The organism is Paenibacillus sp. Soil787, assembly GCF_001429545.1.
In the GTDB taxonomy this organism is placed as follows: domain Bacteria; phylum Bacillota; class Bacilli; order Paenibacillales; family NBRC-103111; genus Paenibacillus_E.
Genome location: NZ_LMSP01000048.1, coordinates 160,070 through 175,563, shown reverse-complemented (window position 1 = coordinate 175,563; position 15,494 = coordinate 160,070). Strand labels below are relative to the sequence as shown.

At 51.2% G+C, this 15,494-nt stretch carries 2 protein-coding genes; both read left to right on the top strand.

Annotated features, from left to right (window positions below; translation table 11 throughout):
• Positions 1-18: 18 nt before the first annotated feature.
• On the top strand, positions 19-7,701 hold the full coding sequence (locus ASG93_RS32960; protein ID WP_056839304.1) for a non-ribosomal peptide synthetase: 7,683 nt from the start codon (positions 19-21) through the stop codon (positions 7,699-7,701).
• Between the two features lie 78 nt (positions 7,702-7,779).
• Entirely contained in the window at positions 7,780-15,462 is a 7,683-nt protein-coding gene (locus ASG93_RS32955) for an amino acid adenylation domain-containing protein (RefSeq protein ID WP_056839303.1), read from the top strand.
• Positions 15,463-15,494: the final 32 nt, after the last annotated feature.

Sequence of the window (15,494 nt, the reverse complement as noted above, 5' to 3'; positions counted from 1 at the left end):
ACTCTATAGAGGTGAATAATGAAAAAATCAGACACAATCCAAAAAGTGTATCCGCTCACTCCTATGCAGGAAGGGATGCTCTTTCATTCAATCATGGATCCAGACTCGAGCGCCTATCATAACCTGCTGCAAGCAAAACTTTGCGGGCTGCTCGATGTCAGCCTTTTCGAACAAAGCTTTAACCAATTAATCGCAGAAAACGATATTTTACGTACAGCTTTCGTACATCAAAATCTTCAGCGCCCAAGGCAGGTTGTTTTAAGCAAAAGAACGATCCAGCTTCATTTTGAACAAATTGATCATCTGGATGAAAGCGAGCAGCAGAACTGCATCGCGTCTTTTATCAGCGAACGGAACGCCGGCAGTTACAATCTGGCCAAAGATGTTCCGATGCACATTGCTGTATTCCAAACGGCTAATCAGGAATATCAGTTCATCTGGAGCCACCATCACATCTTGATGGACGGGTGGGGGCTTGGCATTGTCATCAACCGGCTGTTTCAAATCTATGAAGCTTTGAAGCATAATAAGACGCTGCCTCATGAAGCGGTATACCCTTTTAGCGATTATATCAAGTGGTTGGAAAAGCAGGATAAAGACGAATCGCTGGCCTATTGGCAAACGTATCTGAACGGCTACGAGCAATCCGCTCATATACCTAAAGCATCCGCAGTTGCCGACGGTTTGTATCAAAAGCAAGAGATCAGCTTCGTTATAGACGAAACGACGACCGGGCGGATCGCACAGCTTGCCAGCAGCTCCCAGACGACGGTAAGCACCGTTTTCCAAACGATTTGGGGACTGCTTCTAAGCAAATATAACCACACGAACGATGTTGTATTTGGCTCTGTCGTTTCTGGACGCCCCTCACAGGTGAAGGGCATTGAGAAAATGGTTGGATTGTTTATTAACACCATTCCGGTACGTATTTCCTATCAAGCTGAGCAATCGTTTGGCAGCCTGCTTGCCGAAGCTCAGCGCAATGCGCTGGCTTCGGAGGCTAATCATTTCGTTCCTTTGTACGAAATTCAGAGCCACAATGGACACAAACAGGATTTATTCGATCATATCCTCATTTTTGAAAACTATCCGGTTGCCAAAGAACTGCAAAATAACGGTTGGGAAGGGGTGCTGGGCTTCGCTATCAACGATGTGTATGTCGAGGAACAGACCAATTATCCTTTGAATATCGTTGTGGCGCCGGGCGCTGAAATGGGGATCAAGCTAAGCTTTAATGCAGCTGTTTATTCGGCGGAATGGATGAACAGCATCGAAGGGCACATGAAGCAAATCATCGCTCAGGTCGTTGCCGATCCGCAGGTGCTGCTGAAGCAAATTGAAATCGTGACGGAGCAAGAGAAACGGCAAATTCTCCACTCCTTCAATGATACGGAAATCCGTTATCCGCAGGACCAGGAGCAAACACTCCATGTGCTGTTTGAAAAGCAGGCGGAAAAAACACCGGATCAAGCGGCAATTGTTTGCGGAGACTTGAGCATGACGTACCGGGAGCTTAACGAAAGAGCCAACAGACTCGCGCGGGTATTAAGAGAAAAGGGCGTTGGCAAGGACCAAATAGTTGCCATTATGACGGATCGTTCCTTAGAAATGTCCGTCGGTCTGCTCGCCATTCTGAAGGCCGGCGGGGCTTACATGCCTTGCGATCCGGAATATCCCGCTGAGCGGATCCGCTATTTGCTTGAAGATAGCGGTGCGCAGCTCCTATTGAGCAAAACAGGGTTGATGCACAAGATTGAGGGAAGCCAGTGCGAGTTCCTGGATCTGCAAGACGAAGCAAATTATGCCTCGGATGCTGCAAATCTAACGGCTGAATGCGGGCCTGAGGACTTGGCTTATATGATCTTCACTTCAGGAACAACCGGTCAGCCGAAGGGTGTAATGATTGAGCACGCAAGCATCATGAATACGATCCGTTGGAGAAAAGAGGAATATGGATTCGACACGGATGATCGTGTACTGCTGTTTTTATCGTTTTCTTTCGATGCTTTTGTGAGCAGCTTTTTCGCTCCGCTCGTGTCCGGTTCGACGGTTATCATAGCTAGTGATGAGGAAGCGAAAGATCCGCTGGCGCTGAAGAAACGAATCTCTTCCTTGCAAATTACCCATTTTAGCTGCGTCCCGAGCTTGTATGCCGCGATTTTGGAAACGATGCATGCGGAGGAAGCCTCATCGCTGAAAGCTGTAACTCTCGGCGGAGAGAGCATTTCGCCTTATTTGCTGGAGAGAACAAAGAGAATCATTCCCGGAGCGGAAATCGTCAACGAGTACGGTCCGACGGAAAATAGCGTCATCTCGACCGTCAGCCGAAATCTGATGCCTGGAGAGCCGATAACGATCGGTCATCCGATCGCTAACTCGCAGGCGTACATCGTGGATCAGCATCATCAGCTTCTGCCGGTTGGGGTCAAGGGCGAATTATGCGTAGCTGGGGTAGGGCTGGCCAGAGGGTATTGGAACAGAGAAGTGCTCACTTTGGAAAAGTTCATCGACAATCCCTTCCTTCCAGGCACGAAAATGTACAAAACCGGCGATTTGGCCAAGTGGCTGCCGAACGGCAATATCGAATTTCTCGATCGTATCGATCATCAGGTTAAAATTCGCGGCTACCGCATCGAACTTGGTGAAATCGAGGCGGCGATTCTGAGGCACCACCAAGTGAAAGAAGCTGTCGTGCTCGTCGTCGAAGACGGTGGGGGAGAAAAAGCACTCGCTGTGTATTATACACTCGAAACGGAGGCAGCAGCAGCTGATCTTAAAGACGACCTACTGCAGGAGCTTCCGGCTTATATGGTGCCTTCCTACTTTATTCAGATGGAACGCCTGCCGCTTACGCCAAACGGCAAGATTGATCGCAAAGCGCTGCCAAAACCGGAAGGGGAATTGAAATCCGCTGCCGTGTACGAAGCGCCGATTAATCTTACGGAAGCTAATCTGCTGCCGCTATGGCAAGAGATTTTAAAGACGGAGCATATCGGCGTGACTGACAATTTTTTCGAAAACGGCGGTCATTCTTTGAAGGCAATGATGCTCATTTCGAAAATTCAGCAGGAACTGAAGGTGGAAGTACCGATCAAGGTACTGTTTGACAGGCCGACGATAAGGCAGATTGCCAAGTATATTCAAGGCGCAGACGAACAAGTCTACGCAGCGATCCGATCTGCGGAGCGGCGTGATTATTATCCGGTATCCTCGGCGCAGAAGCGGATGTTCGTGCTGAATCGTCTTGACCCTGACGGAACCAGCATCAATATGCCAGGGGCCATGCTGCTGGAAGGACCATTGGATGTAGAAGGGTTCCGCGGAGCATTCCAAGCACTAGTGGCGAGGCACGATACGCTGCGTACTTCATTTGATACGGCAGATGGGGAGCCTGTGCAAATCGTGCATCCGCAGGTTGAGCTGCGAATTCCAGTAAGAGAAGCGAATGAAGAAGATGCAGTGGGAATGTTGAACGAATTCATACGCCCGTTTAATTTAAGCAAGGCGCCGCTGCTGCGCGTGGAGTTAATCCGGTTCGCTGCGGAACGGCACCTCTTCTTGTTCGATCTTCATCATATTATTTCCGACGGTACCTCGATGGGTCTCATCGTCAAGGAATTCATGTTTCTGTATCAAGGGAACCATTTGCCGGAGCTTGCGATCCAGTATAAAGACTTTTCCGTTTGGCAGCACGAATGGATCGGATCCGAAGTGATGAAACGGCAGGAGACTTTCTGGGTCGAGATGTTTGGCGGGGATGTTCCTGTTCTTGAAATCCCAACGGATTATCCAAGACCGCCTATTCAGAGCTTTGAGGGAAATAAGGTTATCGTCCATACCGACAAAGAACTGCAGGAGGCGCTCAGACGTCTCGCGTCTGAATCGGGAACTACACTGTTTATGGTCATGCTGGCAGCCTACAATGTACTGCTTGCCAAATATACCGGACAGGGAGATATCGTCGTCGGGACGCCGATTGCAGGCAGATCCCACCCTGATCTGCAGTCGATCATCGGCATGTTCGTGGGTACGCTGGCACTTCGCAATCGAGTAGACAGCAAGCTTCCGTTTGCCGAGTTTCTGGCTGAAGTCAAGATGAACATGCTTCATATTTACGATAATCAGGATTATCCGTTCGAAGCGCTGGTTGAGCAGGTCGATGTGCGCAGAGACATGAGCCGCAATCCGCTGTTCGATACGATGTTTGTCCTGCAAAACATTGAGCTTGAAGCCATGGAGCTGGACGGATTATCGATTTCGCCAAGCATACTAGACAATCCCATCGCGAAGTTCGATTTGACGATTGAGGCGAGAGAAGAAGAAGAGGGAATCGAGCTTTGCTTTGTCTACAGGACCAAGTTGTTCAAGCAGGAAACCGTTCAGTGTATGGCCGATCATTTTCTGAATATTTTACATACTGCGGTTGCTGACCCATACCAGACGATTTCTCATATGGATATGCTGAGTGACGCAGAGAAGAAACATTTGCTGGTCGAGAGGAACGACACCGCTGCTCAGTATCCGGAAGGAATGACGCTGCATGCACGGTTTGAGTCGCAGGCTGCGATTCTGCCGGATCGTACGGCGGTCGTTTGTGACGGGGAACGGATGACCTACCGCGAATTGAATGACCGTGCGAACCGGTTGGCCAGAGAGCTGCGCAGTCACGGCGTGCAGCCGGATGGAAGGGTCGGTCTGCTCATGGAGCGCTCGCCCGATATGATCGTGGGCATACTCGCCACGCTGAAGGCTGGCGGCGTCTATGTGCCGCTTGATCCGGATTACCCACAGGATCGGCTGCAATTTATGCTGGACGACTGCGGCGCCCGCGTGCTGCTGACTCAGCCTCATCTGACCGGCAAAGTGCCGTTTGATGGGACGGTGATTGACATGGGCGACCCGGCGTTATACAGCGGAGACGGCTCGAACTTGGAGTCAGTAAACCAGCCTGATGATATGGCTTACATCATTTATACGTCAGGTACGACCGGCAAACCGAAAGGCGTCATGATTGAGCACCGCAATGTTGTTCGTCTGATGCTGAACGACAAGATGAAGTTCGATTTTACCGATCGCGATGTGTGGACCGTGTTCCATTCCTTCTGCTTCGATTTCTCCGTTTGGGAAATGTACGGTGCATTGCTGTACGGCGGCACCTGTGTCGTTGTGCCAAAAGCGGTGGCACAGAATCCGAAGGAGTTCGCACAGCTGCTGCGCCAAGAAGGTGTAACTGTGCTGAACCAGACGCCGACCGCGTTCTATGCACTGATACACGAAGTGCTTGGACGACAGGATAACGATCTGCAGGTCCGCTATGTCATCTTCGGCGGCGAGGCGCTGAATCCGATTATGCTGAAGCCATGGAAGGCGAAGTACCCGCAGACACAGCTGATTAATATGTACGGCATTACAGAAACGACCGTTCACGTTACTTATAAGGAAATAACCGAACAGGACATGGAGACGAGCTTAAGCAACATTGGCCGGCCGATTCCGACATTGACAAGCTACATCTTTGATAGCGAGCAGCAGTTAGTACCGATCGGCGTTATGGGGGAGCTGTACGTAGGCGGAGAAGGCGTAGCTCGCGGGTACTTGAATCGCGAGGAGTTGACGGCTGAGCGGTTCATTGCGAACCCCTACAAGCCGGAGGAGAGGCTGTACAGATCGGGCGATCTCGCCAGATTATTGCGCAGCGGAGAAATGGAATATTTGGGCCGGATCGACCACCAGGTCAAAATCCGCGGTCATCGGATCGAGCTGGGCGAAATCGAGACGCAGCTCTTGAAGCACGAGGCGATTCGCGAGGCCGTCGTGATGGCGCTAGACGATGAGCAGGGGCAAAAGTTCCTTTCCGCGTACTTGCTCTTGGATCAAGATCTGACCGTGGCGGAGCTGCGGGCGCATGCATCCGAGGATCTGCCGGCTTACATGATACCGGCACATTTTGTAAGGCTGGAGCAAATGCCGATGACGTCTAACGGCAAGGTTGACCGGAAGGCACTGCCGAAGCCCGAGAGTGGGCTGAAGACAGGAGCCGAATACATAGCTCCTCGAAACGAGTTGGAAGAAAAGCTGGTGCACATCTGGCAGGAAGTGCTGGGATCCGATCTGATCGGTATACGCGACAATTTCTTCGATCTCGGCGGCGATTCGATCAAGGGCATACAAGTAGCCTCGCGTCTGTTCAATCACGGGCTGCAGCTTGAGATGAAAGATCTGTTCCGATATCCTACGATCGAAGAGCTGAGCGGTTTAGTTGCGCTGGTCAAGCGCCAAATCAGTCAAGAGACAGTAACGGGTGAAGTCGGGTTGACACCGATTCAGCGATGGTTTTTCGATCAGCGGTTTGAAAGCCAGCATCATTGGAATCAATCCGTTATGCTGCATAAGTCTGACGGATTCAACTCGCTGGCTTTGGAGAAGGCGCTGCGGGGTCTTGTCCGGCATCATGATGCGCTTCGCATGGTTTACGAAGAGAAGGACGGGCGGATAGTCCAGTTGGGCCGCGGTCTGGAAGGCGAGATTTACGGATTCGAACGGTTCGATTTCTCGGATCATGCAGATACAGAAGTGCGCATTGCATCGGCAGCCAATCGCATTCAACAAAGCTTCGACCTGAGTCAAGGTCCTCTGCTGAAAGCAGCTCTGTTCCAAACAGCCGAAGGTGATCACTTGCTGCTTGCCGCTCACCATTTGATCGTTGACGGGATCTCCTGGCGCATCCTGTTTGAAGATTTGGCGACAAGCTATGCGCAGGCCCTTGCAGGCGAAGAGTCATCTTTTCAGGAAAAAACGGATTCGTTCCAATATTGGTCTCAGCGGTTAACGGCCTATGCAGAAAGCAAGGAATTGCTGCAGGAAATTGATTACTGGAAACAGCTAGAAAATATGTCGGTTGGCTCATTGTATAAAGATTTTGCGGTTGAAACCTGTACACTTGGCGAAAGTGCAACGGCAGAAATGGCGCTTACTCGGGAACAGACCGAGCATCTGCTGAAGCATGTCCATCATGCTTACCATACGGAAATGAACGATATTCTTTTAACCGCAGTAGGATTGGCAGTTCAGGAGTGGGGTCAGACCGATCGAATTGCTGTGCAGCTCGAAGGCCACGGGCGCGAAGAGATGATGGAAGACGTCAACATTTCCCGGACAATCGGCTGGTTCACCTCCATGTATCCGATCGTGCTTGATCTGACGGACGGTGATTTATCCAGGGAAATCAAGTCGGTGAAGGAGACTCTCAGACAGGTACCGAACAAGGGAATCGGCTATGACATTCTGAAATATTTGACACCGGAGGACAAGCGGTCCGGGCTGCATTTTAAGCTAAAACCGGAGATCATCTTCAATTATCTCGGTCAGTTCGATGCGAATCTCGTCCATGATGCGTTCGGTCCGTCCCCGTATGACATGGGAGAACCAATTAACCCGAATTCCCGCCGCATGTATCCAATCATCGTGAACGGAATGATAGCAAACGGCGAGATGAGCTTCCGCTTTTCGTATAGCCCGAGGCAGTATGAGGAATCCACCATGCAATGTTTATCCGCTGCGTTCAAATATCATCTGCTCCGCATCATCGATCACTGTAGGAACAAAGAGGAAAGCGAACGGACCGCGAGCGATTTCAGCTCCAAAGGGCTGACTGCGGACGACGTCGATGATATCTTCGAATTGCTTGGTGAAAAGCTGTAATCATGCCGAGATGAGCGAAATGATCGCATAGCAAATGCTTACGTTGCTAATGTAAATTCTAAGGAGAGAAGCCGCTGTATGAGCCAATTTAAAAAAGAACACGTCCAAGACATGTATTTTTTATCCCCGATGCAGGAAGGGATGCTGTTTCATTACTTGCTCGAGCAGGGCCAATCGAATGCTTACTTCGAACAAATGTCCATCCGCGTACGAGGGACGCTCGATATTGGCTTGTTTTCGGTCAGCTTAAACCGGATCGCTCAGCGGTATGATGTATTTCGCACCGTGTTCCTTTATGAAAAAGTGAAACGTCCCGTGCAAGTTGTGCTGAAAGAGCGTCAGATTCAGGTTCATTTTGAAAATGTCAGCAGTTTGCCTGAACAGGAACGCGGGCTATTTGTAGAGCGGTTTAAACAGGAAGATCTGGAGCGGGGATTCGATCTGTCCAAGGACATGATGATGCGAGTCTCCATTATTCAGACGGATGAGTCCGAATATCAAATCTTTTGGAGCCATCATCACATTCTGATGGACGGATGGTGCCTCGGAATCATCGTCGGCGAACTGTTCCAAATCTATGCCTCCTTGCGGAAACAAGCGCCGATCCAGTTAGAAAGGACGTATCCATACAGCGACTACATCAAATGGCTGGAACGCCAGGACAAGGAAGAAGCGAAACGCTTTTGGGCTGAGGCGCTGTCTGGATATGAACAACTGGCGTCCGTGCCCCAGAAGACAGCTGTCGTTGCGGGTATTGCCGGACTCGGATATAAGCAGGAAGAGCTGACGATCCGGTTCGATGAGAAGCTGACTGCGAAGCTGCAGCAGCTGTCAAGCAAGCATCAGGTAACGTTGAACACGGTGTTTCAGACGATCTGGGGCATCGTACTGCAAAGGTACAGTCATGCCAATGATGTCGTATTTGGTTCCGTCGTTTCCGGCCGGCCGTCGCAGGTTGCCGGTATTGAGAAAATGGTCGGCTTGTTCATTAATACGATTCCGGTACGCGTGAAGTCGTCAGCGGATCAATCATTCTCGGATGTGCTGCAAAGTGTGCAGCTGGGTGCGCTGGCTGCTGAATCCTACACTTACTTGCCGCTTGCTGAGGTTCAGGCGCAAAGCGTGCTTAAGAGTAATCTGTTCGATCATATTCTCGTTTTCGAAAACTATCCGGTGGAGGAGTCTGTGCAAAATGGGTCCCTCGAAAGCCAATTGGGATTTGAAGCAACGGATGTGAGCATGATCGAGCAGACGAGCTACAATTTGAACTTGTTAGTTATGCCAGGCCGGGAGCTGGCGGTGCGCCTGAACTATAACGCGAACGTGTACGACATTCAATTTCTGCGGAGCATCGAAGGGCATTTGAACACCGTCGCACGGAAGATCGTAGAACATCCGGAGCTGCGCCTGCGGGATCTTGTTATGGTCGCCGATGAAGAAAAGCAGCTTCTTCTGCAGCTAAATGATACAAGGGAAGAAGTTCCAAGCCATTTGACGGTTCATCGTATGTTTGAGGAGCAGGCGGAGAAAACGCCAGATAGCGTGGCCGTTGTATTCGGGGAGCGGCAGTTGACGTACCGTGAATTGAACGAAAGGTCCAACCGATTAGCCAGAACGCTTCATGGCAAAAATGTTGGAGCGGATCAGGCTGTCGGGATTATGGTGGAACGTTCGCCGGATTTGGTAGTCGGGATTCTGGCGATTCTCAAAGCGGGAGGCGCTTATGTGCCGATCGATCCGGAGCTGCCGGAGGAACGCGTCAATTATATGCTTCACAACAGCGGTGCAGTCATTTTGCTAACACAAAGCCATTTATACGGAAAAGTAGCTTTTGGCGGGGAAATCATCGATATTTCGAGCGATAACATCACATACGACTCGGAGAGCAGCAATCTGGAATTAAGCAGCAGCACCAATGATCTATTCTATATCATTTATACGTCAGGTACGACAGGCAAGCCGAAAGGTGTCATGCTTGAGCATCGCAATATGGTCAACCTGCTTCATCATGTTTTCCGCCACGACAATGTCAATTACGGCAGCACCGTTCTGCAGTACACAACGATGAGCTTCGATGTGTGCTACCAGGAGATCTTTTCTACATTGTGTTCGGGAGGGAAATTATATCTGATCGACGGAGATACGAAGCGAGAGGTGCACAAGCTGCTTCATATCGTGGAAGAGGCGCAGATTGAAGTCTTGTTCCTTCCAGTCTCCTTCTTGAAATTTATATTTAACGAGCAAGAATACGCAAGCCGCTTTCCGTCTTGTGTACGGCATATCATTACCGCCGGCGAGCAGCTGGTGGTCACGAATCAGCTTCGTTCCTTTTTGCAAAAAAATGGCGTGAAACTACATAACCATTACGGTCCGTCGGAGACCCATGTCGTCACCATCTTTCAGATGGAGCCAAACGGAGACATTCCTGAGCTGCCTTCGATTGGACGGCCGATTGCGAACAATGGCATCTATCTTTTGAATGACGGATTGCAGCTTCAACCGTTCGGCGCACCGGGAGAATTATTCATAGCCGGCGATAATGTGGGGCGCGGTTACAGGAACAGCGATGAGCTTACAGCGGAAAAGTTTATGCAAAATCCGTACCGCATGGGCGAACGCATGTATCGAACGGGCGATCTGGCACGGTGGATGCCGGACGGCAACCTCGAGTTTCTCGGGCGTATCGACCATCAAGTAAAAATCCGTGGACACCGCATTGAGCTTGGCGAAATCGAATCACAGCTGTTGAATCATCCTTCGGTGACGGCTGCAGCCGTTTTGGACCGGAAAGATGCACAGGGAGGAACCTACTTGTGCGCTTATTACGTGTCAGAGAGACCGCTCCATTCGCAAGAGCTGCGGGCGTATTTGCTTAAAGAACTGCCGGAATACATGATTCCGTCGTTCTTTATGGAGTTGGGTAAGCTGCCTGTGACACCGAACGGCAAAACAGACCGTCGAGCGCTGCCTGAGCCTGATGGGGAGTTCGTAACGGGGACGGAGTACGTACCGCCGACCAATGTCGTGGAAGAAGCTCTTATCACGATTTGGAAGGAAGTGCTGGGGATTGCCCGCATCGGCATTCATGACAATTTCTTCAGTCTCGGCGGACATTCACTGAAGGCCATGACGCTGATGTCGCGCTTGAACAAGCATTTCAGCGTCAACATCCCGCTGCGCGAGCTGTTTGAATCGCCTACGGCGGAAGGGTTGGCACGCAAGATCCGCGAGGCGGAGGAGGATGTCCGTAAAGCGATCCAACCAGCGGGGAAAAAGCCGTATTATCCGGTTTCCTCCGCACAAAAGCGGATGTTTGTGCTGCAGGATTTGGATGATGCAGGCACAGGCTACAATATGCCCGGCGTGTTTATCGTCTGCGGCGAGTTAGACCGCGACTTGTTCGAGGGAACTTTCGCTCGCCTTATTCAAAGACACGAAGCGCTGCGTACTTCCTTTGCGTTGATCGATGGGGAGCCGGTTCAGAAGATTCATGAGAGCGTCGAATTCAAAGTAGAATTCTCACGACTGTCTGAAGACACCGAGGATTTGGCGGCAGAGAATAAAGTCATTGAAAGCCTGGTCGAGCGTTTTATGCGTCCTTTCGATCTGCAAAAGGCGCCATTGATCCGTGTCGCGCTTGTAGAGCTGCAGGAACGGCGGTATTTGTTCATGTACGACATGCATCATATTATCTCAGATGGCGTATCGATGTCCGTCATCGTGAAGGAGTTTGTGCAGCTGTATGGCGGCGGTACTTTGCCTGAGCTGTCCATCCAATATAAAGACTACGCGGTTTGGCAGCAGGCTCAGCTGGAAAGTGAATCACTTCGCAAGCAAGAAGCGTTCTGGCTGAATTCGTATGCTGGCGAGCTGCCGCAGCTGGAGCTTCCGTCTGACTTCCCGCGTCCTGCGGTGCAGAGCTTCGAGGGTGACCATATACGCTTTGAAGTTGATTCGGAATTGCTAGGCTCATTAAGACGTTTGGCTGCGGAAAACGGGTCAACGCTGTACATGGTTTTGTTTGCTGCTTATAATGTCCTGCTTTCCAAGTATTCCGGCCAGGAAGATATCGTTGTAGGAACGCCGACGGCCGGCCGTTCTCAGGCTGAACTAGAACATGTCGTCGGGATGTTCGTGGGTACGCTGGCGCTGCGAAGCCGTCCGGAAGGCGGCAAAACATTCAACAGCTTTTTGTCGGAAGTAAAGGAGTATGCCCTTCAAGCATTTGAAGCGCAGGAGTATCCGTTTGATAAGCTGCTGGAGCAGTTGAATATTCGGCGCGATCCCGGCCGCAATCCTCTGTTCGATACGATGTTCAGCATGCAGAGCATCGATCCAGGACTAGGCCAAGAGGGCGGAGCAGGCTTTGGGGAATTGACCTTTACACCGCACATATGGCAAAGCGGCATCGCCAAATTCGATCTGACGCTGGAAGTACGTGAAGGAGCGGGAAATTTGGAGTTCCAGCTGGATTACAGCACGAATTTGTTTGCGATGGAGACAGCGGAGCGGATGGCGCGCCATTTCGTATGCTTGTTAGAAAGAATCGTATTAGTCCCGGATCTGACGTTGGCGGAGCTAAGCATAGTACCTAATGAGGAAGCATGGCAAATCGTCCAAGAATTCAACCATACAAGCTCTGATTATCCGAACAGCGAGACGATCGCGACGCTGTTTGAGAAGCAGGCTGCGCTGACGCCGGATCATCCGGCTGTCGTCTATGAGGGCAAGCAGCTCACTTATCGTGAACTGAATGAACGGGCGAATCTGCTTGCAAGCGAGCTTAGGAAGCAGGGTGTTGGCTCAGACACTGTCGTTGGCCTATTGGCGGATCGTTCGATCGAGCTGATGATCGGCTTGATGGGCATTTTGAAGGCGGGCAGCGCTTATTTGCTGCTTGACCTAGAGATGCCTGCAGAACGGATCAGATTTATGCTCGAAGATAGTGACGCCCGCATCGTACTGACGCAGCGGAAATTGTACTGGATGGCACAGGCTGCGCTCGCTGAACAAGTGATCGACCTCGATGAAGCAGATCTGTATGAGGACGGCAGAAATAAAGAGAACATGGAGCCAGTTGGGTCTCCGAGAGATTTGGCTTACGTAATCTACACGTCTGGCTCTACTGGTAAGCCGAAAGGCGTGCTTATTGAACAGCGAAGCGTCGTACGGCTGGTGAAGGAGACGAACTACGTCCAGTGGAGCGAAGATGATCGCATTCTGCAGACAGGCGCGCTTGGCTTCGATGCTGTTACGTTTGAAATCTTTGGCGCACTGCTGAACGGAGGTACGCTGTATCTGGCTGATAAGAGCGTTATTCTGGATAGCGAAAAGCTTGGCGCGTTTATCGCCGACAATCGAATCACGACCATGTGGCTCACTTCACCGCTTTTCAACCAGCTTTCACAGGAGAATGCGGAATTGTTCGCGGGTGTGCGACAGCTGCTGGTTGGCGGAGACGCGTTGACATCGAGCCACATTAATCATGTGCGCTATATGTGTCCGGGACTGCGTCTGATTAATGGCTATGGTCCGACAGAGAATACAACGTTCTCCACGACATTTTTGATTGAACGGGATTACGAGGGAAGCATTCCGATTGGGCGGCCGATCAGCAATTCGACAGCGTACATCGTGAACAAGTATAACCAACTTCAGCCAATCGGCGTGCCGGGCGAGCTGTGCGTCGGCGGTGATGGCGTGGCGCGAGGGTACGCGAACCGTCCAGAGCTGACGGCCGAGACCTTCGTACCGAACCCATTCAAAGAGGGAGAGACGATGTACCGCACCGGCGACCTTGCGAAATGGCTGCCGGACGGGACGATTGAATATAGAGGCCGCATCGATCAGCAGGTCAAGATCCGGGGGTACCGGATCGAGCTGGGCGAGATCGAGGCGGAGCTGATGAAGCATCCCATCATGAAGGATGCCGTAGTGATCGCACGTGAGGATGCGAACGGGCAGAAGTTCTTGTGCGCCTACGTCGTGGCGGAGCAGGAGCTGGGTGCGCCGGAAGTAAAAGCGTTTCTGGCACAGGAGCTGCCATCCTACATGGTGCCGGCGTACGTGGTGCAGATGGAGAAGCTGCCGCTTACCGCTAACGGCAAAATCGATCGCCGCGAGCTGCCTGAGCCGGAGGGCGGCTTGGGACTTGGCGCAGAATATGCCGCGCCGCGCAATATGGCTGAAGAGCTGCTATGCGTCATCTGGCAGGATGTTCTCGGTGTGCCGCAGGTCGGCATCCGCGATGATTTCTTCCAGCTCGGCGGCCACTCGTTGAAGGCGATGACGCTGCTGGCGCGGATCAAGCAGCAGCTTCAAGTGAATGTGCCGCTGCGGATGCTGTTCGAGTCGCCGACGATAGAGGTGCTTGCCCAGCAGATTGCACAGGCTAATAAGGCGGCGTATACGGCATTAAAGCCGGTGGAGCCGCGCGACTATTACCCGGTTTCCTCCGCCCAGAAGCGGATGTTTATCATGAGCCAATTTAAAGGCTCGGGTACGAGCTATAACATTCCAGGCGTCATGTTCATCGAAGGTGAATTGGATCTGGAGAGATTCGAGCAAACGTTCCGGCGCTTGATCGCAAGGCACGAATCGCTGCGTACGACGTTCGAGACGGTTAGCGGCGAAGCGGTGCAGATCGTGCATACGGATGTTGATTTTCAGGTTGAGTACGCCAGAAGCACTGAGGATGGGCTAGATTCCATTGTTACGGAGTTTGTACAGCCATTCAATTTGCAAAAGGCACCGCTGCTGCGAGTCAAGCTCGTACATGTAAGTGCTCAGCGCTATTTACTGCTGTTTGATATGCACCACATTGTATCCGACGGCGTGTCGATGGGCATTTTGTTGCATGAATTTGCTAGTCTGTATCACGGGGATGTTCTGCCTGAATTAACGGTTCATTATAAGGATTTCGCGGTTTGGCTGAACAGCATGATCTCTTCCGAGTCGATGCGTGTCCATGAAGCTTACTGGCTTGAGACGTTCTCCGGCGAAATTCCGGTGTTGGCGCTGCCGACCGATTATCCGAGACCAGCCGTGCAAAATTTTAAAGGGGATGCGCTCACCGTGAGGTTAGGCCAGCCATTGCGCGATCAAATTCACATGAAAGCGTCCGAATATGGAGCCACACTTTACATGGTGCTGCTTGCTGCGTATCAAGTGCTGCTTTCCAAATACAGCGGGCAGACGGATGTAATCGTTGGAACACCGGTAGCGGGCAGGCCGCTTACTGAAACGGAGAACATTCTCGGTATGTTCGTTAATACGCTCGCTATTCGCAGCCAGCCGGAAAGCGGCAAAACGTTCGCGCAGTTTTTGGAGGAAGTGAAGCGTAGTTCATTGCTTGCCCTGGAGCACCAGCATTACCCGCTGGAGACGCTAATTGATCAATTGGAGCTGCGCAGAGATTTAAGCCGAAATCCGCTCTTCGATACGGTCTTCAGTGTGCAGAATCAGGAAATGAAAGCTTCGGAGTTTGCCGGTCTTAGATTTGAGCCTTACCAAAGGGAAAACAAAATCGCCCAGTTCGATTTGTCCGTCAAAGCGATTGAGGATGAGAATGAGATTGTGCTCCATGCGGAATACGCCATCCATTTGTTTAATAAAGAGACGATTGAACGGATGATGACTGATTATCAAGCGTTGTTGCAGCAGGTTACGGAAAATCCGGACATTTTGTTGAGAGACATCACACTTGCGCACTTCGACAAGTTGGAAAATGTGCTGGATGCGGCTGTGGAGTTTCTATTTTAGCTGGGCCAATGCTTACGAAGTCAGTTTTCAAC